Raw genomic sequence first — 20604 nt, 5'->3', positions numbered from 1 at the left:
ACATGTCCAGATCCGCGCGGCTTGTCCCGGGGGCCGCCCTCCTCGTGCTCGCTCTCCCGCTCTCCGCGTGCGACGGCGGCGTACACGGCGTCCCCGGCGGCTCCGGGGTGCGCGACCCGTACTTCCCGAAGTCGGGCAACGGCGGCTACGACGTCACCCACTACGGTCTGACCCTCTCCTACGACCCCGCCCGCCGTCATCTCTCCGGAACCGCGGTGATCACCGCCCGCGCCACCGAGGACCTGTCCGCCTTCGACCTCGACCTCAAGGGTCTGGACGTCGAGAAGGTCACCGTCGAGGGCCGGGACGCCCGCTTCGCCCGGGCCGGCCAGGAGCTGACCGTCCGCCCGCACGACGACCTGGACAAGGGGGAGACGTTCGCCGCCACCGTGCGCTACTCGGGCACCCCGGAGACGATCACCGACCCCGACGGCTCGGAGGAGGGCTGGCTGCGCACCGCGGACGGAGCGCTCGCCCTGGGCCAGCCCACCGGTTCCATGGCCTGGTTCCCCGGCAACCACCACCCCTCCGACAAGGCGTCGTACGACATCACGGTCACCGTCCCCAAGGGCCTGCAGGCCGTGTCCAACGGGCAGTTGACGCGTGAGACGACCACCGGCGGCCGTACGGTCTTCGCCTGGCACGAGGCCGAGCCGATGGCGAGCTACCTGGCCACGGTCGCGATCGGCCACTACACGGTCAAGCGCACGACCACCGGGAAGGGCCTGCCCGTGTACGAGGCCGTCGACCCGACGCAGGAGGGGGCGAGCCGGGCGGTGCTGGCGAAGATCCCCGAGATCATGGAGTGGGCGGGGTACAACTTCGGCCCGTACCCCTTCTCCAGCACCGGCGCGATCGTCGACCGCCCCGAGGACGCGGACTACGCCCTGGAGACCCAGACCCGTCCGGTCTTCCCCGGCGCCCCGGACACCGAGACCCTCGTGCACGAACTCGCCCACCAGTGGTTCGGCGACTCCGTCACCCCGCGGAGCTGGCGGGACATGTGGCTCAACGAGGGCTTCGCGACGTACGCGGAGTGGCTGTGGCGGGAGGACCACGGCGGCGACTCGGCGCAGCGGACCTTCACCAAGCTCTACGACGGCACGTCCGACGACGTCGACGACCCCGACGAGATCTGGGCCTTCCCACCCGCGAAGCCGAGCGGTGCCGCGCACATCTCCGACCCGCCCGTCTACCAGCGCGGCGCGATGGTCCTGCACAAGATCCGGCAGAAGGTCGGCGACGACACCTTCTACGACATCGTCCAGGGCTGGACCGCCGCCCACCGGCACGGCAACGCGGACACCGCCGACTTCACCGCCTACGTCGAGAAGCGGGCCCCGGACCAGGACTTCGACGCGATCTGGTCCGACTGGCTGTACGGGGAGGGCAAGCCGGCGCACCCGTGACCGCGTCCGGGGACGGGAGGGGGACCGGCTCAGGCCTCCCGCTCGTCCAGCATGCGCGCCAGCCCCGGCGGCCACACCGGCTCGGCCTCCTGGGCGAGTTCCCTCCTGCTCCACCAGCGCCCGGTCAGGATCCCGTCCTGGGCGTGCGCGGCGGCCAGGCCGGGCCCGGTGGGCTCCCGGCGCGGGCCATGGGTGACGTAGATGTGCTCGTGCTGGCGGACGGGGACGTCGAAGCGGGTGAAGTCGTGTTCCCAGGTGCACAGCAGCGGGCCGGTGTCCAGGTCGCTCCAGCCGGTCTCCTCGCGCAGTTCACGCAGGGCGCCCTCGCGCGGGGTCTCGTCCGGCTCCAGGCCGCCGCCGGGCAGGGCCCAGTGGACGCCCACCTCGGGGTTGTCGTACCGGAAGAGGAAGACCGAGCCCTCCGGGTCGAGCACGGCGATCCGGGCCGCGCGGCGCGGGGTGCGCAGCACCTTGCGCAGGACCGCGCAGGGGCGGCCGAGGGCACGGTCCGGGCGCCGGGCGATGCACTCGTAGCCGAGGGCGGTCCAGAAGGCGAGGCCTTTGGGGTTGTTCTCCAGGACGGCGAGCCGCACGGCGTCCCGGCCGGCCTCCCGGAAGCGGTCCTCGACCAGCTGCGCCATCCGCCGCCCGAGTCCCTGGCCGTGCCGGCCGGCGTCCACCAGCAGCAGCCCGATCCACGGGTCGGGGTCGGCGGGGTCCGGATGGTGGGCGCGGGTGCCGACGAGTCCGGCCAGCTGTCCCGAACCGCGTGCCAGCAGCACCTCCGCGTCCGGATGCGCCAGATCCTCCGCCAGCGCGGCCGCCACCTGCTCCGGCCGGATGTCGTCCGGGTCCGGGAAGTCGCCGCTGAGGGCGAAGAACTCCCGGTTGGAGGCGTACAGGGCGGTGATCTCGGTGAGGACGGGCGCCGGTATGTCCTGGCCGGCGGGCAGGGGTTCGAGTATCACGACGGGCAATCTACTCCCGGGTACGGCGGAGCCCCGGTCATTTTCCGCGGGGCGAGCGCGGCCGGGGCTCCGTCGGTGAGCGGGCGACGCTCAGACGTTGACGCCGAAGTCCTGCGCGATGCCCACCAGGCCCGAGGCGTAGCCCTGGCCGACGGCGCGGAACTTCCACTCGGCGCCGTTGCGGTAGAGCTCGCCGAAGATCATGGCGGTCTCGGTGGCCGCGTCCTCGGAGAGGTCGTAGCGGGCGATCTCGGCGCCGCCGGCCTGGTTGACGATACGGATGTAGGCGTTGCGGACCTGGCCGAAGTTCTGGCCGCGGTTCTCGGCGTCGTAGATGGAGACGGGGAAGACGATCTTGTCGACGTCGGCGGGGAGGGCGGCGAGGTTGACGTTGATCGCCTCGTCGTCGCCGGCGCCCTCGCCGGTGCGGTTGTCGCCGGTGTGGACGATGGAGTTGTCCGGGGTGTTCTTGTTGTTGAAGAAGACGAAGTGGGCGTCCGAGTAGACCTTGCCCTGCGTGTTGACCGCGATCGCGGAGGCGTCCAGGTCGAAGTCCGTGCCGGTGGTGCTGCGGACGTCCCAGCCGAGGCCCACGGTGACGGCGGTCAGGCCCGGGGCTTCCTTGGTGAGCGAGACGTTGCCGCCCTTGGACAGGCTTACAGCCATGGTGGGGGAGTCCCTTCCCTCGTTGCATCAGTACGGGCTTCGTACTGGGGACGAAGCTACCGTCACCCCGGAGAACGCCGAGGGGGGTCTCCATGGTTCCGGGTGCCTTTACCTTTTTTACCCACCCGAAATCCGGGTGACGCGGACCGGGCGGAGGCGGGACCATGGACGGCATGTCCGGTCCCTATGTCGTCCGTGGTTCGGTCTCGCTGCCCGAGGCCGAGCTCATGTGGCGTTTCTCGCGGTCCTCGGGGCCAGGCGGGCAGCACGTCAACACCAGCGACTCACAGGTGGAGCTGCGCTTCGACCTGGCGAGGACCGAGGCGTTCCCGCCGGTGTGGAAGGAGCGGGCGCTGGCCCGGCTGAGCGGGCGGCTGGCCGACGGTGTCGTCACCGTCCGCGCCTCCGAGCACCGCTCCCAGTGGCGCAACCGCGAGACCGCCGCCGTCCGCCTCGCGGCACTCCTCGCCGAGGCCACCGCACCCCCGCCGAAGCCCCGCAGGCCGACCCGCATCCCGCGCGGCATCAACGAGCGGCGGCTCCGCGAGAAGAAGCAGCGTTCGGACACCAAGCGGGGCAGGTCGGGGCGGGACTGGGGCTGACGGACCGCGCCGCCGCGCGTCCGGCCGTCGCCGGCCCGGTCATGTCAAGTGCCCGTAGCGGCCCCGGAAATACAGCAGCGGACGCCCGGCCGAGTCCGGTACCCGGGCGGTCAGGACCCGGCCGATCACCAGCGTGTGGTCACCGGCGCGCACGCGCTGCTCGGTGCGGCACTCCAGGGTCGCCAGGGCGCCGCCGACCAGCTGCGCGCCGGTGGCCTCGCCACGGGTGACGGGGAGGTCCGCGAAGAGGAGGCGGTCGCTGACGCGGCCCTTCATGGCGAAGCGGCCGGCGGTCTGGCGCTGCTGGTCGGTGAGGACGGACACGGCCCACAGCGGCTGCTCGGCGAGCAGGTCGTCCATGCGGGAGCCCTCCCGCAGGCTGACCAGGACCAGCGGCGGGTCGAGGGAGACCGACATGAAGGCGGTGGCGGTCATGCCGACGTCCTCGCCCGCCGGGGCCCCGGGGTCGTCCGGATCGAGCGGCGGTTCCTGCGCGGTCACCAGGACCACGCCGGCGGCCAGCCGGGACATCGCGGCCCGGAACTCGTCGTTGCTCACCCCTTCAGCATGCCCGGAGGCGGCGGGGGCAAAGGGGACGGCGGGGGCGGGAGGAATGTTCGGCACGCCGGAAACGCTAATCTCCGCATCGGACGGACCGCATCGGGCCTCCGGCCGACCGGGCCCCCGGAGAAGGTCCTAGGACCCACGCCGGCCCCGCGCAGACCCCCGAGCCGACCTGCGCCGAACCGCGCCGACCTGGACCGGAGCACCTGATACGGACTCTTCGTGCATCATGTCCACACACCCGCAAAGCTTGCGTTCAGTAAACGCACAGGAAAAACGCAGAAACTCCACTCAATTGTTCACGTTCCCCTGTGACTTGAGTCACAAGGGGCATGAATTGTTGACCCTGTGTACCGAGTGGGCAGCGCGCTGTGATTCAGTGGCGGGGAACCCACAAGAGCACAGCAAAGGCGCCACCGAAAGGAAACGCCGAAGAACAACCCTTGATTCGCTGCGAGGTCTCGGGGGGAGGGCGAGCATGGAGACCGAGTCGGAACCGTACGTCCGCCTTGCGTCCCTGCGACAGCTGCACCAGGTCATGGCCGACATGAACACGGCACGCAGCCTGGCGGACACACTGCAGACCGTCGCGGACGGCGTCGTCAACGCCCTCGGGTACGAGATGGCGGCCGTGAACCTGGTACGCCCCGACGGCGACCTCGTGGTCGCCGCCTTCGCCGGCAACTCCGCCGCCGAAGCCCTCATCACCGGCCGCGTCGGCTCCCGCGCCTCCTGGGACCGCCGCCTGGGCATGGGCGAGGCCTGGGGCGACCTGCGCTTCATACCGCACACCGAGGGCTGGGTGCTGGACGACGACGACGTCCCCCAGTGGTTCACGGACGGCCCCGCCCCGCGCTTCGAGGACGAGTGGCACCCCTCCGACCGGCTCTTCGCGCCCATGTACACGCCCGGCGGACCGGGCGGTCCCTGCGGCGAGCTGCTCGGCGTGCTCTCCGTGGACCGGCCGCGCAACGGCCGCCGGCCCGGCGCCTGGGGTCGCGAGGCCCTCCAGATGTACGCGTTCCAGGCCGCCATCGCGATCAGCAACGCCCGGCTCAGGGCCAACATGCAGCGCGCCCTGGTCCGCCTGGAACGCGAGCAGCAGGCCCTGCGCGCCAGCGAGGAAAGCTTCCGGCAGGCGTTCGAGTACGCCCCCTCCGGCATGGCCATCGCCGAGATGGGCGGCGACCAGCACGGCCGGATCCTGCGCACCAATGACGCCCTGTGCCGCCTGCTGGGCCGCCCCGCCTCCGCGATGCGCCGCTACGCCTTCTCCGACCTCGTCCATCCCGAGGACATAGGCACCCTGCTCCGGACCTCCGCCGAGGGCGGCCGCGCCGAGCTGCGCCTCGGCCGCCGCGACGGCACGTACGTCTGGGTCTCCCTGCGCAACAGCGTCGTCGCGGACGCCGCCGACGGCCCCCGCTTCCTGCTCACCCACGTCGAGGACATAGAGGAGCGCAAGCGCCGCGAGCTCCAGCTCGCCCACCGCGCCTCCCACGACTCCCTGACCGGCCTGCCGAACTCCGCCGAGCTGCGCTCCCGCCTCTCGGCCCGCCTCTGTCAGCGGCCCACCCAGCCCGGCGCGCTGGAGTCGCTGGACGCGGCCTACGGCCACCCCGCCTTCGACCCGCCCGGCCACGCCTTCGACTTCACGCAGAACGCGGAGTCGTTCGACGGCTACGACCACCACGTGCACACCATCGCCCCCGAGGGCGAGCAGGACGACGGCACCAAGGGTCTCGCGGTCCTCTTCTGCGACCTCGACGGCTTCAAGTCGATCAACGACCGGTTCGGGCACAACGCGGGCGACGCCGTCCTCGTCGAGGTCGCCCGCCGCCTCGGCAGGGCCGTGCGGGACGGCGACACGGTGGCCCGGCTCGGCGGCGACGAGTTCGTGATCCTCGCCGACGGACTCGGCAAGGCCGACGCCCAGGACCTGGCGGTACGCCTGCGCAACGAGATCATCCAGCCGATCCGGGCCGAGGGCCGGGCCGTCCGGGTGGGCGCCAGCTTCGGCATCGGATGGGCACACTGTGGAATGACGGCGGACGAAGTGTTGAAGTCCGCTGACGAACGGATGTACGTCGAGAAACGATCTCGTCCCAAACAGCACCGACGGGCCGGTTGATCCCCAGGTCAGCGGGTCGATGCGACGGGAGTCACCTGTTTGGGTCACACGGAGCGGGTAGGCTCGCCCTTCTCACCATGTACCGCATCCACCCGCACCTGTTGAGGAGTACCAAGGGATGAGCCCCGGCGAAAACGGCCCGAGCACGCCCGAGGACGACGACCCGTTCGGCTATCTGTACGCCGACGGGCAGGCCAGGGGCGCCCAGCCACCGTCCGGCGGCGGTTACGGCTACCCGAACTCGGTCAGCAGAGTGCGAGCGGTCGGCGAGCGTACGTACGGCGGCCAGCAGGCGCAGTACGGCCAGGCCGCCCCGCAGCAGGGCGGCTACGGCCAGCCGAACGCCGCCGCCTACCAGGCGCCGGAGACCTTCCCGGGCGGCGCGCCGACCACCCAGCAGCCGATGCCCGGCGGCGGGTCCGGCGGCGGCCGGGGCCGCGGCCCGAACACCAAGGGCCTGCTGATCGGCGCGGTCGCGGTGGTCGCCGCGGTCGTCGTCGGCATCGGCATCGCCATGCTGAACGGCAACTCGGACGAGGACAAGAAGGCCGGCGACGAGACCTCCGCCGCGCCGACCCAGTCCCAGAGCACCAAGCCCAGCCCGTCCAGCAGCGGTTCGGGGAACTCGGCAGACCTCCCCACGACCGACGCGAAGGCCCTGCGGCTGGACGGCGGAGCGACCACGGCCTCGGACGTCGAGGGCGCGAAGGCCGACGGCGGCTTCTACGTGTCCGGCTTCAACCAGACCGGCGCGTCCCTCACCTGGAACGTGAGTGACATCCCCGCCGCGGGCAAGTACACGCTGTTCGTCACCTACGGCGTGCCCGGCAAGGACGCCAACGCCACCCTCACGGTCAACGACAAGGCCCAGAACCGCCCGCTCAACCTGGCGAACTTCGCCCATGGTCCAGAGGGTGACTATAAGAAGGGCTGGACCAACACCTACGCGGACATCACCCTCGACAAGGGCACCAACACCGTCAAGATCTCCTGCGAGCAGGGCAACCAGTGCGACGTCAACTTCGACCAGCTCTGGCTGAAGCCGGGCTGGAAGTAGCCCGCGGCTCTCGGGCCGCACTGGCCTCGCAGGTCACCGCCACTCGCCCCACCAGCTCCTCGTAAGCCGCCCGGTCGAACTCTCCCGCCGCCGGGGCCGTCACGGTCGCCGTCGACAGGGCGACCGCGCGGGTCAGGCGGTCCGGCCAGCACAGGCCCTCCACCAGCCCGGACAGCAGGCCCGCGACGGCCGAGTCGCCGGCGCCGGCCGGGTTGCCGTGGACGCGGGCGGGCGGGGTGGCCCGCCAGCGGCCCTCGGGGGTGTGCGCCAGCAGGCCGTCGGCGCCCAGGGAGGCGACGACCGCGTGGGCGCCGCGCCGCCGGGCGTCCTGGGTGGCACGCAACGGCTCGTGGGAGCCGGTGAGTTCGGCCAGCTCCTCGGCGTTCGGCTTGACCAGGTCCGGGCGGGCCGCCACCCCGCGCCGCAGCGGTTCCCCGTCGGTGTCCAGCAGGACGGGGACGCCGGCGGCCCGGGCGCTGCGTATCAGCCCGGCGTACGCGCCCACCGGCACCCCCGGCGGCAGGCTGCCGCACAGGGCGACCGCCGACGCCGAGGCCAGCAGCCGCCCGTAGATGTTCTGGAAGGCGGCCCACTCGGCCGGGGTGACGTGCGGGCCGGGCTCGTTCAACTGGGTCGTGTCGCCGGTCAGTTCGTCGACGACGGCGACGGTGCGCCGGGTGGCCCCGCCGACCGGCACCAGCCGGTCCACCAGGCCCGGGGTGTCCGCCAGCCGCTCCCGGACCGCGCGCCCCGTGTCGCCGCCCGCGAATCCGGTGGCCGTCACCTCGTGTCCGAGGGCCGCGAGCACCCGCGCCACGTTCACGCCCTTGCCGCCCGGCCGTTCGACGACCTCCTGGACGTGGTGGGAGGCGTGCGGACGCAGGGTCCGTACGCGATAGGTGATGTCGAGAGCGGTGTTCAGTGTGACCGTCAGGATCACTCGGGCCGGCCTCCCCCCAGGGCGTGACACGTGTATTCCGTTTCCAAAAGCCAGATCATGCCAAACAGACGGCGACCGGCCCAGTCCGCGGGACCGGCCACCGCCTCCCGGCCCGGGGACGGATCAACCCAGTCGTGGATCGACCACCCATTCACCCCGGCGCATCACGCCCTTGAGGTCGAACTCCTCGTCCAGCAGCACCAGGTCGGCGTACTTGCCGGGTTCCAGGGAGCCGACGCGGTCGTCCAGGCCCAGCAGCCGGGCCGGGTTGGCGGACAGGGCGGCCACCACGTCCCGCACCGGCAGCCGGTCGACCGTCACCGCCCGCTTGAACGCACGGTCCAGGGTCAATGTCGAACCCGCGATGGCGCCGCCCTCCACCAGCCGGGCCACCCCCTCGCGGACCTCGACCTCCAGCGGGCCGAGCAGGTAGCGGCCGTCCCCGGTCCCGGCCGCGTCCATCGCGTCCGTGATGAACGCGACCCGCTCGGCGCCCGCGTGACGGAACGCCAGTTCCAGCGCGGCCGGGTGCAGATGCGTGCCGTCGTTGATCAGCTCGACCGTGACCCGCTCGTCCTGGAGCAGGGCGGCGACCGGGCCGGGGGAGCGGTGACCGAGGACGGGCATCGCGTTGAAGAGGTGGGTGGCGACCGTCGCGCCCGCGTCGATCGCCGCGACCGTCTGCTCGTACGTGGCGTCCGTGTGCCCGACCGCCGCGATCACGCCGTGCTCGGCCAGCAGCCGTACGGAGTCGATGCCGCCCGGGAGTTCGGTGGCGAGGGTGACCATCTTCGCCTGTCCGCGCGCCGCGTCGACGAGCCTGCGGACCTCGGCCGGGTCGGGGTCGCGCAGCAGGTCCGCGGAGTGCGCGCCCTTGCGGCACGGTGAGATGAACGGGCCCTCGAAGTGGATGCCGGCGATGTCGCCCTGCTCGGCCAGTTCGCTCAGCAGCCCCGCCTGCCGGGCCAGGAAGTCCGTCCCGCCGGTGACGGTGGAGGCGACCGTCGTGGTCGTGCCGTGGCGGCGGTGGGCGCGGACGGCTTTCAGCACCTCGTCCGCCGGCCCGGAGAAGGAGGCTCCGCCGCCGCCGTGGTTGTGCAGGTCGACGAAGCCGGGGACCAGCCAGTGGCCGCTGACGTCGACGACCTCCGCGTCCGGGCGGGCACCGGCCGCGATCCGGCCGTCCTCGACGATCACGCGCCCGTCGGACACGGTCCCGGTGGGCAGCACCACCCGGGCGCCGGCGAGAACCTTGGTGGGGGGCATCAGGCGGTTACCTCCGAGGGGGCAGTGGTTGCGTCGAGGAGATCCCGGGCGAGCAGCCCCGCGCCCAGGCACCCGGCGGTGTCCCCGAGGGCCGCGGGGACGACGGACGGCAGCTTCTGGAAGGTGACGCGCCGCCGGACGGCCTGCCTGAGCGGGGTGAACAGGGTTGCCCCGGCACCGGCGAGCCCGCCGCCGATGATCAGCGTGCGCGGGTCCAGCAGGGTGAGCGCGGTGACCAGGCCGTCGGCCAGCGCGTCCACGGCCTCCTGCCAGACCCGGACGGCGTTCGGATCGCCGGACGTGACGGCCCGCGCGCAGTCGGCCGCGTCCGCTTCCGGGGTGCCGGAGGCCGCGGCCCAGGCCGCGCCGACCGCGGCCGCGGACGCGTACCGCTCCAGGCAGCCGCGCTGTCCGCAGGGGCAGGGGAGGCCGCCGGGCCGTACGACGATGTGGCCGATCTCGCCCGCGAAGCCGTGCGCGCCCGACTCCACCCGGCCGTCGAGGCCGATGGCGCCGGCGACCCCGGTGCCCAGCGCGACGAAGAGGAACCGGTCGGCGCCCCGGCCCGCGCCGGTGCGGCCCTCGGCGAGGCCGCCGGTGCGCACGTCGTGGCCGAGGGCGACCGGGACGCCGAGCCGGTCGGCCAGCAGGTCCCGCAGGGGCACGTCGCGCCAGCCGAGGTTGGCCGCGTAGACGGCGAACCCGTGGACCTCGTCGACGATTCCGGGGACGGCGAGGCCGGCCGCGGCGGCCGGTTCACCGAACCGCTCCTCGCCGTGGGCGCGCAGGTCGGCGGCGAAGCCGAGGACGGCCTCGACCACCGCGTCGGGCCCGCGCTCGCGGCCCGTCGCCCGGCGGTCCTGGTGGAGCAGTTCGCCGTCCGGGCCGATCAGGGCGGCCTTCATCCCGGTACCGCCGACGTCGAGGGCGATGACATGTCTCACGGGGGACAGTGTGGCCCGCGGACCCGCGAGAGGTCTAGTCCACTCGCGTGGTGTAGACACTGACCAGTGCAGTTATTGAACGATGAATCAGCAGGGTTTGGGGCAACAGCAGTGGATCGTCGTACGGCAGGAACGATCGCGGCGGTCGCCGCACTGGGCATGACCGCGGTCCTCGGTGGCTGCGGGAGCACCGGACCGTCCGATGTGACTCTGAGACTCGTCGCGGCCGACTACGGCGACTCGACGGCGGGCAGCTCCAAGAAATACTGGGACGAGCTGACCAAGGAGTACGAGGCCAAGCACTCCGGCGTGAAGATCGACGTCACCGTGTACTCCTGGAACGACGTCGACCGCAAGGTCAACGAGATGGTCACCGCCGGCCGGGCGCCCGACCTGGCGCAGATCGGCGCCTACGCCGACTACGCCGCCGCGGGCAAGCTGTACGACGTCTCCGACCTGCTCTCCATCCCCGTACAGGCCGACTTCGTCTCCCAGCTCGCCAAAGCCGGCCGGTGGAAGCACACGCAGTACGGCATGCCCTTCGCCGCGTCCACGCGCGTGCTCTTCTACAACAAGACCCTCTTCGCCAAGGCCGGCCTCACCCCGCCCAGCACCTGGAGCGAACTCGCGTCCGACGCGGAGAAGCTCAAGGCGAAGGGCGTGAAGTACCCCTACGCGCTGCCCCTCGGCCCCGAGGAGGCACAGGCCGAGACCATGCAGTGGCTGCTCAGCGGGGGCGGCGGCTACACCGACGACATCGGCGGCTACGCCCTCACCTCCGTGCAGAACGCCGACACCCTCACCTGGCTCAAGGACGACCTCGTCGGCAAGGGCCTGACCGGTCCGGTCGCCCCCGGCAAGCTCAACCGCGCCGACGCGTTCGCCGCGTTCACCGACGGGCAGGTCGGCATGATCGACGGCCACCCCGCCCTGATCCAGCAGGCCGAGAAGAAGGGCGTGGAGTTCGGCACCGTGCCGATGCCGGGCCGGACGGCGCCGGCCAAGGCGTCCTTCGGCGTCGCCGACTGGATGATGGCCTTCAAGCAGAACGGCCACGCCGAGCAGGTGGGCGACTTCCTCGACTTCGTCTACAGCGAGAAGAACGTCCTCGACTTCTCCCGCCGCTACGGGCTGCTGCCCGTCACCACCTCCGCGTCGGACATCATGGCCGACTCGTCCCGGGACAAGGCGCTGCGGCCCTTCCTCTCGGAACTGCCCACCTCCGAGCTCTACCCCTTCGGCAAGACCTCCTGGGCCGCGGTCAGCGCCGACATCAAGAAGACCATCGGCCAGGCGGTCGCCCCCGGCGGCAACCCCTCCGCCATCCTCAGCCGGCTCCAGACGTCGGCCACCGAGGCGGAGAGCAGCGCCCAGAACTGAGGCGCTGTCGGTGCCCCGCGCTACCGTTCGGGACATGGAACGGGACCGGCTCGGCCGACGCGAACAGGACATCCTCGCGCTGGAGCGCCGGGGCTTCACGGGCCCCGGCGCCAAGGAGCGGGCGATACGCGAGGAACTGGGCCTGGCCCCCGTCCGCTACTACCAACTCCTCAACGCCCTCCTCGACGACGCACGGGCCCTGGCCCACGACCCGGTCACGGTCAACCGCCTGCGCCGGATCCGGGACGCCCGCCGCTCGGAGCGGTGACGGCCGCCGCGCGGGGCCGGCGCGCGCGACGCTCCCAGGAGTGCATCCCGGGTTGCGTGGATAGGGTCGGTCCATGGGCATCGACACGACGGACCCCACGGACCCGGACAACCCCCTGGACGGACTGCCGGCCCCCGCCACCCAGGCCGGACGGGACGGGCTGCGCGCGCTGCTCACCCGGCCCCGCTCCGCGGTGATCGGCCTCGACTTCGACGGGACGCTGGCCCCGATCGTCGCGGACCCCGACCAGGCCCGCGCCCACCCGGAGGCCGTCCCCGCGCTCGCCGCGCTCGCCCCGAAGGTGGCCTCCGTCGCCGTGGTCACCGGCCGCCCGGCCGGCGTCGCGGTGCGGTACGGCGGCTTCGCGGGCGTCCCCGGCCTGGAGCACCTCGTCGTCCTCGGCCACTACGGCGCCGAACGCTGGGAGGCCGTCACCGGCGACGTCAGCGCCCCCGCACCGCACCCCGGCGTCACCGCCGTCCGCGCCGAACTGCCGGGCTTCCTCGACCGCATCGGCGCCTGGCACGGCACCTGGATCGAGGAGAAGGGGCGCGCCCTCGCCGTGCACACCCGCCGCGCCGACGACCCGCAGGCCGCCTTCGAGGCCCTGCGCGAACCCCTCACCGACCTCGCCACCCGCAACGGCCTGATCGTCGAGCCCGGCCGCATGGTCCTCGAACTCCGCCCGCCCGGCATGGACAAGGGCGTCGCCCTCCTGAAGTACGTCCGCGAAATCGGTGCCGGGTCGGTCCTCTACGCCGGCGACGACCTCGGCGACCTCCCGGCCTTCGCCGCCGTCGACAAACTCCGCTCCGAGGGCGTCCCCGGCCTCCTGGTCTGCAGCGGCAGCACAGAGGTCACGGAACTCGCGGAACGCGCCGACCTGGTGGTGGACGGCCCCGGGGGAGTCATGTCACTGCTACGGGGACTCGCGACGGCACTGGACTGACCACGGAAGGGCTCGCCGCCCCCGCCACCCGACCACCCGGCGTGGGCCGCGCTCGCACTCGACTCCTGCGGGTCCGCCGTGCGCCGCCCGCCTGCCGTCTGCCTGACCTCGGGCCGGCAGGTGCCGGCCGTCGCCCGCATCCGGTCGTCGGCCGTTCGGCCGTTCACGGCTGTCCGCCGCCCGGCCGCCTCCCGCCGGCCGCCCAGCGGGGGCCGCGCTCTCACCCGGCTGCCCGTCGCCCGCTGTCTGCCTGGCCTTCCCGCGTGCCGGCCGCACCTTGACTCGGCCGTCCGCCGTACGACTGGCCGGCCGCCGCCGGCCGTCAGCCGCCGCGGCCGCCCGCCCGGCGCCGGTCGGGCGGCCCGGTACGGCCGAGGCGCCGCAGGCGTCCGGCGTGGGTCAGGCATCCAGTGCGTGCAGCTGGTCCAGGAACCACTGGGTCGGCGGGAGTGCCGTGGCCGCGGCGGCGAGCCGCTTCGTGCGTTCCGTCCGTTCGCCGTCCGGCATGGTGAGCGCCTGGTGGAGGGCCTGGGCCGTGCCCGTGATGTCGTACGGGTTGACGGTGACCGCGTCCTCGCCGAGCTCCTCGTACGCGCCCGCCTCCCGCGACAGCACCAGGGCGCAGCCCGCGTCGGAGACGACCGGGACCTCCTTGGCGACCAGGTTCATGCCGTCCCGGATGGGGTTGACCAGGGCCACGTCGGCCAGCCGGTACGCGGCCAGGGAGCGGGCGAAGTCGTCCTTGACGTGCAGGACGACCGGCGTCCAGTCCGGCGTGCCGTAGGCGGAGTTGATCTCCTCCGCCACTCGCCGCACCTCGGCCGTGTAGTCGCGGTACACCGCGAGGTCCTGTCGCGAGGGGTAGGCGAAGGCCACGTGCACCACCCGCTCACGCCACTCGGGGTGGTCGTCGAGGAGCTGCCGGTAGGCCAGCAGCCCGCGCACGATGTTCTTCGACAGCTCGGTCCGGTCGACCCGGACGATCGTCTTCCGGGCCGCTCCGCCGGGCGCCGAACCGATCTCCGCCCGCAGTGCCGCCATCCGCTCTGCCACGTCCGGCCGGTGCGCCCGCTCGCGCAGGAAGTCCGCGTCCGCGCCGAGCCCGTGCACCCCGATGCGCGTGCCGGAGGGGATGCCGGGGCCGAGGACCGCGTGGCAGCAGGCGGTGAACGCGTCCGCCCAGCGCTGGGTGAGGAAGGCCGCCCGGTCCGCGCCCAGGATCCCGCCGAGCAGCTCGGCCGCGATGTCGTCGGGCAGGAGGCGGAAGTAGTCCGGCGGTGCCCACGGGGTGTGCGAGAAGTGGCCGATGCGCAGGTCGGGGCGGAGTCGGCGGAGCATCCGGGGGGCCAGGGCCAGGTGGTAGTCCTGGACGACCACGGCCGCGCCCTGCGCCGCCTCCTCGGCCAGGGCTTCGGCGAACGCCCGGTTGTAGGCCTCGTACGACGCCCACTGCCGCCGGAACTCCGCGTCGAAGACCGGCTCCAGCGGGGTCTGGTACAGCATGTGGTGGACGAACCACAGCGCCGAGTTCGCGATGCCGTTGTACGCGTCGGAGAAGACCGTCGCGTCGATGTCCAGCATCCGCACCTGCTGACCGCCGGTCTCGTCGACGGACAGCCGCCGGCCGCCGCCGGAGCGGCGCACGGCCTCCCGGTCGGCGTCGCTCAGCGCGGCGCACACCCACACCGCGTCCGTGTGCGGGCCGATGGCCGACAGCCCGGAGACCAGCCCGCCGCCGCCCCGTTTGGCGTGCAGCGAACCGTCCTGCCGGACCTCGTACGAAACCGGGCCGCGATTGGACGCGACCAGCACCTCAGCACCGTGCGTGGAAGCCATGAGTCTCAACCTAGCCCGGCCCGCAAACGCTCAAACGTACGTTCCCTCCCCCGCGCGGTGACACCGGCGGGATACGGACGGGATGCGGACGGGAATACGGGCGGGCTCAGGCCACCCGCCGTGCCGCGTACTCCGCGATCTCCACCATCGGCGGCCGTTCCTCCGTGTCCACGGAAAAGGTGCGCGGCTCGAAGCCGTCCTCGCCCCGCTCGAACTGGGTGAGGACGGGCCGGACGAGGTGACCGCGGGCCAGCCGGAGCTGGGCGGTGCGGTAGATGGCGGCGGCCATCCGGCCCAGCGCCTGCCCGTCCTGGTGGCGGTGTTTGCGCACCCCCACGTCCACCTGGGCGAGGGCGTCCAGGCCGACCAGGTGCAGCGCGTCGACCAGCATGCCGAGCTCCACGCCGTACCCGACCGGGAAGGGCAGCTGCTCCAGCAGGGAGCGGCGGGCCGCGTACTCCCCGCCGAGCGGCTGCACGAAGCCGGCCAGCTGCGGCCAGTGCATGTTCAGCAGCGGTCGCGCCATCAGCTCGGTGACCCGACCGCCCTGGCCCGCCGTGCCGCCGAGCGGACGGTCGTACATGCCCTTGACCAGGTCCACGCCCGGGTCGGTCAGCAGCGGGCCGACGATCCCCGAGACGAAGTCCGAGGAGAACTCCCTCAGGTCGGCGTCGATGAAACAGACGATGTCCCCGCTCGTGACCAGCAGCGACCGCCACAGGACCTCGCCCTTGCCGGGCAGGGCCGGTATCCGCGGCAGGACGGCGTCGCGGTGGACGACCCGGGCGCCCGCGGCGGCGGCCACCTCGGAGGTGCGGTCGGTGGACCCCGAGTCGACGACGACGATCTCGTCGACGAGCGGGGCCTGCTGCATGAGGTCGTGACGGATGATCGCGACGATGTCGCCGACCGTCCCCTCCTCGTTGAGCGCCGGCAGCACGACGCTGACCGACTGGCCCGTGCGCTGCTTGGCGGCCAGGATCTGGTGGAGGGGACGATCGGTCACGGACCAGGAGCGGGTGCCCAGCCAGCGCTCGACTTCTTCCAGCACGGTGCGCGGCTCCTCACTGTTTGTCTCGCGGTTCGGACGACTATCTCAACTGTCCCGGCCTTCGGTTACAGTCTTGAACAACGCGGATGACCATCGCATGTCCGAGGTCACCGCTGTTCACAACCGAATACCGCTCATCCAGAGGGGCAGAGGGACACGGCCCGATGAAGCCCCGGCAACCCTCCAGTCGGTTCTCGTACCGGTCGCTGTGCCAGCACAGCTGATCGTTCCGCGAGGCTCCCGGCTAGGGAAGGTGCCAAATCCGTCTCACGGCGAGATGCGTCGTGAGGAAGATGAGGAGAAAGGGCCTCGCCTCACATGGCTGTGCAGACTGTTGCAAGCACCACCGACTCCACCGTAGACCTCGGCCCCGCCGCCGCTCTGAGCTGTCGGGAGTGCGGCCACCGGGTGCCGCTCGGACCGGTCTTCGCCTGCGAGGAGTGTTTCGGCCCGCTCGAGATCGCCTACGACTTCTCGTCCTACGACACCGAGGAGCTCCGCAGGCGCATCGAGGCGGGCCCCGCGAACATCTGGCGCTACGCCCCGCTGCTGCCGGTCCCGGCCGACGTGGCGGACAAGCCGAACCTCAACCCCGGCTGGACCAAGCTCGTCAAGGCCGACAACCTGGCCCGCGAACTCGGCATCGAGCCGTCGCGCCTGTACGTGAAGGACGACTCCGGCAACCCGACGCACTCCTTCAAGGACCGGGTGGTCGCCCAGGCGCTGGAGGCGGCGCGCGCCTTCGGTTTCACCACCCTCTCCTGCTCCTCCACCGGCAACCTGGCCGGCGCGGTGGGCGCCGCCGCGGCCCGGGCGGGCTTCAGGTCCTGCATGTTCATCCCGCACGACCTGGAGCAGGGCAAGGTCGTCATGGCCGCGGTCTACGGCGGCGAGCTCGTCGGCATCGAGGGCAACTACGACGACGTGAACCGTTTCTGCTCCGAGCTGATCGGCGACCCGGCGGGCGAGGGCTGGGGCTTCGTCAACGTCAACCTGCGCCCGTACTACGCCGAGGGGTCCAAGACCCTGGCGTACGAGATCTGCGAGCAGCTCGGCTGGCGGCTGCCGGACCAGATCGTCGTGCCGATCGCCTCCGGTTCCCAGCTCACCAAGATCGACAAGGGTCTGCAGGAGCTGATCAAGCTCGGCCTGGTCGAGGACAAGCCGTACAAGATCTTCGGCGCCCAGGCCGAGGGCTGCTCGCCGGTGTCCACCGCGTTCAAGGCGGGCCACGACGTCGTGCGCCCGCAGAAGCCGAACACCATCGCCAAGTCCCTCGCCATCGGCAACCCGGCGGACGGGCCGTACGTCCTCGACATCGCGCGCCGCACGGGCGGCGCGGTGGAGGACGTGACGGACGAAGAGGTGGTGGACGCCATCAAGCTGCTGGCCCGCACGGAGGGCATCTTCGCCGAGACGGCGGGCGGGGTGACCGTCGGCGTCACCCGCAAGCTGATCAAGGACGGCCTCCTCGACCCGGCCGCGACGACCGTCGTCCTCAACACGGGCGACGGGCTGAAGACGCTGGACGCGGTGGCGGGCACCGGTCTGACCGCCACGATCCGTCCCACCCTCGATTCCTTCCGCCAGGCCGGCCTCGCCTAGGCGTCCCGCCCCGCTCACCCATCGGAGGTCACACCGCATGAGCGTCACCGTTCGTATCCCGACCATCCTGCGCACCTACACGGGCGGCCAGGCCGAGGTCCAGGCCGAGGGCGCGACCCTCGCCGACGTCATCGCCGACCTGGAGAAGAACCACACCGGCATCGCCGCCCGCGTCCTGGACGACCAGGGCAAGCTGCGTCGCTTCGTCAACGTGTACGTCAACGACGACGACGTGCGGTTCGAGCAGGGTCTGCAGACCGAGACCCCGGACGGCGCGGGCGTCTCCATCATTCCGGCCGTGGCCGGCGGCTGACCGAATGACCGAACATTACCGTCGGTAATGCGTAGCACCGAGAGTTCATCGAATTGCCCCCTCCGCGAGAGAAGCGGAGGGGGCAATTCAGTGTGGTTGAGCACGGTAGAGTTGGGGAACGCGCTCCCGGAACCCGGGGCAGGGCCCCCGGATTCGTATCGCACACCCGACAAGAAGTAGCCAAAGTGTGCGAACCTTTTGCGCCTTATGCAGCTTTTGTGGAGCCCGACTTGCCCAGAATTCAGCCGAATTTTTGGCAGATTCCCGACCGCTGCCGTCCAGATTTCTCGTCCGATTGACCTGTTGCAGACGGCAGTTGGACAGATACATTCGGCCGCGGTCGACGCGTTCCGGCGCACGCCCCCAGACCAGTTGGGGGGTGAGGTCTGACCCGGATCCGCGAAGTGTGGATCCGTGCAAGGGCCAGTAATAGGGGAGTTAGGCATGGCTCAGGGCACCGTCAAGTGGTTCAACGCGGAGAAGGGGTACGGCTTCATCGCGGTCGACGGTGGTGCGGACGTCTTCGTCCACTACAGCGCGATTCAGATGGACGGCTACCGCACCCTGGAAGAGGGTCAGCGGGTCGAGTTCGAGATCTCGCAGGGCCAGAAGGGTCCGCAGGCCGACATGGTTCGCGTCACCGCCTGAACGTTTTCACAGGGTGGAGGGCCCGCATCCGGGAGGATGCGGGCCCTTCGCCCTGCCCGGAGGGCGCCGCGCGGCCTGTTCGCGCACGGCGCAGCGCCCCGCCCGGACCCCCGTAGCCGCTTGCGCCCGCCCGTCACCCGACCGCCACCCCTCATCGAGCCCGCTTCGCGGGCGCGCCTTGCACTCAGGCATGCCGAGTGCTAATCATTGGCGTTAGCACTCTGAAGGTGAGAGTGACAGCGAAGGACCGGGTCGGTGAGGCCCGCAGGCCAAGTGGGGCAAGGAACCACGAGGTCCGCGAGCCGTCCGTCGCGGGCGCGGGCGCGGTCCGAAGGAATCACCCCCAGTCCTGGAGGGACCACTTCACATGGCCAAGATCATCGCGTTCGACGAGGAGGCGCGGCGCGGCCTCGAGCGCGGCATGAACCAGCTCGCGGACGCCGTCAAGGTGACGCTCGGCCCCAAGGGCCGCAACGTCGTCCTCGAGAAGAAGTGGGGCGCCCCCACGATCACCAACGATGGTGTGTCCATCGCCAAGGAGATCGAGCTCGAGGACCCGTACGAGAAGATCGGCGCCGAGCTGGTCAAGGAAGTCGCCAAGAAGACGGACGACGTCGCCGGTGACGGTACGACCACCGCGACCGTTCTCGCCCAGGCCCTGGTCAAGGAGGGCCTGCGCAACGTAGCCGCCGGCGCCAACCCGATGGCCCTCAAGCGCGGTATCGAGAAGGCCGTCGAGGCCGTCTCCGCCGCCCTGCTGGAGCAGGCGAAGGACGTCGAGACCAAGGAGCAGATCGCTTCCACGGCCTCCATCTCCGCCGCCGACACCCAGATCGGCGAGCTCATCGCCGAGGCCATGGACAAGGTCGGCAAGGAAGGCGTCATCACCGTCGAGGAGTCCCAGACCTTCGGTCTGGAGCTGGAGCTCACCGAGGGTATGCGCTTCGACAAGGGCTACATCTCGGCGTACTTCGCCACCGACATGGAGCGTATGGAGGCCGTCCTCGACGACCCGTACATCCTGATCGCCAACTCCAAGATCTCCTCGGTCAAGGACCTGCTCCCGCTGCTGGAGAAGGTCATGCAGTCGGGCAAGCCGCTGCTGATCATCGCCGAGGACGTCGAGGGCGAGGCCCTGTCGACCCTGGTCGTCAACAAGATCCGCGGCACCTTCAAGTCCGTCGCCGTCAAGGCCCCGGGCTTCGGCGACCGCCGCAAGGCCATGCTCGGCGACATCGCCATCCTCACGGGCGGCGAGGTCATCTCCGAGGAGGTCGGTCTCAAGCTGGAGAACGCCACCCTCGACCTGCTGGGCAAGGCCCGCAAGGTGGTCATCACCAAGGACGAGACCACCATCGTCGACGGTGCCGGCTCCTCGGACCAGGTCAACGGCCGGGTCAACCAGATCCGCGCCGAGATCGAGAACAGCGACTCCGACTACGACCGCGAGAAGCTCCAGGAGCGCCTGGCCAAGCTCGCGGGCGGCGTGGCCGTCATCAAGGCCGGTGCCGCCACCGAGGTCGAGCTCAAGGAGCGCAAGCACCGCATCGAGGACGCCGTCCGCAACGCCAAGGCGGCCGTCGAGGAGGGCATCGTCGCCGGTGGTGGCGTGGCCCTGCTCCAGGCCTCCCAGGTCTTCGAGAAGCTGGAGCTCGAGGGTGACGAGGCGACCGGCGCCAACGCCGTGAAGCTCGCGCTGGAGGCCCCGCTCAAGCAGATCGCCGTCAACGGTGGTCTCGAGGGTGGCGTCGTCGTGGAGAAGGTGCGCAACCTGACGGTCGGCCACGGCCTGAACGCCGCGACCGGCGAGTACGTCGACATGATCGCCGAGGGCATCATCGACCCGGCGAAGGTGACCCGCTCTGCCCTGCAGAACGCCGCCTCCATCGCCGCGCTGTTCCTCACTACCGAGGCCGTCATCGCCGACAAGCCGGAGAAGGCCGCCGCGCCCGCCGGCGGCGGCATGCCGGGCGGTGACATGGACTTCTGATCGGCCTGACGGTTGAT

The 20604-nt window shown here is 71.6% G+C and carries 19 protein-coding genes and 1 riboswitch; of the genes, 11 read left to right on the top strand and 8 right to left on the bottom strand.

Annotated elements, in window-relative coordinates:
• Positions 1–2 precede the first annotated feature (2 nt).
• On the top strand, positions 3–1409 hold the full coding sequence (locus ABZX30_RS02250) for a M1 family metallopeptidase (RefSeq protein ID WP_355927719.1): 1407 nt from the start codon (positions 3–5) through the stop codon (positions 1407–1409).
• Between the two features lie 29 nt (positions 1410–1438).
• On the opposite strand, the gene ABZX30_RS02245 is transcribed toward ABZX30_RS02250, so the two are convergent.
• Both ABZX30_RS02245 and ABZX30_RS02240 read right to left on the bottom strand, forming a co-directional pair.
• The gene (locus ABZX30_RS02245) at positions 1439–2377 is read right to left on the bottom strand and encodes a bifunctional GNAT family N-acetyltransferase/NUDIX hydrolase (RefSeq protein ID WP_355927716.1); all 939 of its coding nucleotides are present in this window, start codon (positions 2375–2377) and stop codon (positions 1439–1441) included.
• A 90-nt stretch (positions 2378–2467) separates the two neighbouring features.
• On the bottom strand, positions 2468–3043 hold the full coding sequence (locus tag ABZX30_RS02240) for a TerD family protein (protein WP_355927714.1): 576 nt from the start codon (positions 3041–3043) through the stop codon (positions 2468–2470).
• A 164-nt stretch (positions 3044–3207) separates the two neighbouring features.
• On the opposite strand from ABZX30_RS02240, the gene arfB reads away from it, so the two are divergent.
• Positions 3208–3645, top strand: a complete 438-nt coding sequence (gene arfB / locus ABZX30_RS02235; protein WP_355927712.1) for an alternative ribosome rescue aminoacyl-tRNA hydrolase ArfB — start codon at positions 3208–3210, stop codon at positions 3643–3645.
• A 39-nt stretch (positions 3646–3684) separates the two neighbouring features.
• Here the strand turns inward: arfB and ABZX30_RS02230 are convergent, their stop codons facing one another.
• The gene (locus tag ABZX30_RS02230) at positions 3685–4269 is read right to left on the bottom strand and encodes a flavin reductase family protein (protein ID WP_355927710.1); all 585 of its coding nucleotides are present in this window, start codon (positions 4267–4269) and stop codon (positions 3685–3687) included.
• A gap of 418 nt (positions 4270–4687) precedes the next feature.
• Between ABZX30_RS02230 and cdgB the strand changes: the two genes are divergently transcribed.
• Both cdgB and ABZX30_RS02220 read left to right on the top strand, forming a co-directional pair.
• Complete coding sequence (gene cdgB, locus ABZX30_RS02225; RefSeq protein ID WP_355927707.1) at positions 4688–6340, top strand: diguanylate cyclase CdgB; 1653 nt, start codon at positions 4688–4690, stop codon at positions 6338–6340.
• Positions 6341–6458: 118 nt separating this feature from the next.
• The gene (locus ABZX30_RS02220; RefSeq protein ID WP_355927705.1) at positions 6459–7397 is read left to right on the top strand and encodes a carbohydrate-binding protein; all 939 of its coding nucleotides are present in this window, start codon (positions 6459–6461) and stop codon (positions 7395–7397) included.
• Here the strand turns inward: ABZX30_RS02220 and ABZX30_RS02215 are convergent.
• The 3 genes from ABZX30_RS02215 to ABZX30_RS02205 form a co-directional block, all read right to left on the bottom strand.
• Positions 7357–8337 (bottom strand): 1-phosphofructokinase family hexose kinase, encoded by a 981-nt coding sequence (locus ABZX30_RS02215; protein ID WP_355927702.1) that lies wholly within the window; start codon positions 8335–8337, stop codon positions 7357–7359. The two genes, ABZX30_RS02220 and ABZX30_RS02215, sit on opposite strands and share 41 nt — an antisense overlap.
• Positions 8338–8460: 123 nt before the next feature.
• Positions 8461–9603, bottom strand: coding sequence for an N-acetylglucosamine-6-phosphate deacetylase (nagA, locus tag ABZX30_RS02210; RefSeq protein ID WP_355927699.1), 1143 nt, complete (start codon positions 9601–9603; stop codon positions 8461–8463).
• Positions 9603–10547 carry an ROK family protein gene (locus ABZX30_RS02205; RefSeq protein WP_355927698.1) on the bottom strand — a complete coding sequence of 315 codons (945 nt, stop codon included), beginning with the start codon at positions 10545–10547 and terminating at the stop codon, positions 9603–9605. The genes nagA and ABZX30_RS02205 overlap by 1 nt, the downstream gene beginning before the upstream one ends.
• 159 nt (positions 10548–10706) lie before the next feature.
• Here ABZX30_RS02205 and ABZX30_RS02200 point away from each other — a divergent pair, with 159 nt between their 5' ends.
• From ABZX30_RS02200 to otsB, 3 genes are all read left to right on the top strand, one after another.
• Positions 10707–11927 carry an extracellular solute-binding protein gene (locus ABZX30_RS02200; RefSeq protein ID WP_355927933.1) on the top strand — a complete coding sequence of 407 codons (1221 nt, stop codon included), beginning with the start codon at positions 10707–10709 and terminating at the stop codon, positions 11925–11927.
• Positions 11928–11961: 34 nt separating this feature from the next.
• Positions 11962–12195 carry a DUF3263 domain-containing protein gene (locus tag ABZX30_RS02195; protein ID WP_355927695.1) on the top strand — a complete coding sequence of 78 codons (234 nt, stop codon included), beginning with the start codon at positions 11962–11964 and terminating at the stop codon, positions 12193–12195.
• Between the two features lie 73 nt (positions 12196–12268).
• Positions 12269–13144: a trehalose-phosphatase gene (otsB, locus tag ABZX30_RS02190; protein ID WP_355927693.1), complete on the top strand. Its 876-nt coding sequence runs from the start codon at positions 12269–12271 to the stop codon at positions 13142–13144.
• Positions 13145–13543: 399 nt separating this feature from the next.
• On the opposite strand, the gene ABZX30_RS02185 is transcribed toward otsB, so the two are convergent.
• A complete protein-coding gene (locus tag ABZX30_RS02185) occupies positions 13544–14980 on the bottom strand; it encodes a trehalose-6-phosphate synthase (RefSeq protein ID WP_355927691.1) in 1437 nt (478 codons plus the stop codon).
• A gap of 106 nt (positions 14981–15086) precedes the next feature.
• Entirely contained in the window at positions 15087–16031 is a 945-nt protein-coding gene (locus ABZX30_RS02180) for a glucosyl-3-phosphoglycerate synthase (protein ID WP_355927689.1), read from the bottom strand.
• A 131-nt stretch (positions 16032–16162) separates the two neighbouring features.
• Positions 16163–16331: riboswitch (SAM riboswitch) on the top strand.
• 18 nt (positions 16332–16349) lie between these two features.
• On the opposite strand from ABZX30_RS02180, the gene thrC reads away from it, so the two are divergent.
• The 4 genes from thrC to groL all read left to right on the top strand — a co-directional run bounded on the left by thrC (position 16350) and on the right by groL (position 20587).
• On the top strand, positions 16350–17636 hold the full coding sequence (gene thrC / locus ABZX30_RS02175) for a threonine synthase (protein WP_355927686.1): 1287 nt from the start codon (positions 16350–16352) through the stop codon (positions 17634–17636).
• 37 nt (positions 17637–17673) lie between these two features.
• Entirely contained in the window at positions 17674–17949 is a 276-nt protein-coding gene (locus ABZX30_RS02170; protein ID WP_355927684.1) for a ubiquitin-like small modifier protein 1, read from the top strand.
• A 444-nt stretch (positions 17950–18393) separates the two neighbouring features.
• Positions 18394–18597, top strand: a complete 204-nt coding sequence (locus ABZX30_RS02165) for a cold-shock protein (protein ID WP_004986573.1) — start codon at positions 18394–18396, stop codon at positions 18595–18597.
• 367 nt (positions 18598–18964) lie between these two features.
• Complete coding sequence (gene groL, locus ABZX30_RS02160; RefSeq protein ID WP_355927682.1) at positions 18965–20587, top strand: chaperonin GroEL; 1623 nt, start codon at positions 18965–18967, stop codon at positions 20585–20587.
• The last annotated feature ends 17 nt before the right edge of the window (positions 20588–20604 follow it).

It is taken from the genome of Streptomyces sp. NPDC004542 (genome assembly GCF_040610035.1).
GTDB lineage: Bacteria > Actinomycetota > Actinomycetes > Streptomycetales > Streptomycetaceae > Streptomyces.
Note: the sequence above shows the minus strand (reverse complement) of the source record. Positions and strands in the feature narration are given on the sequence as shown.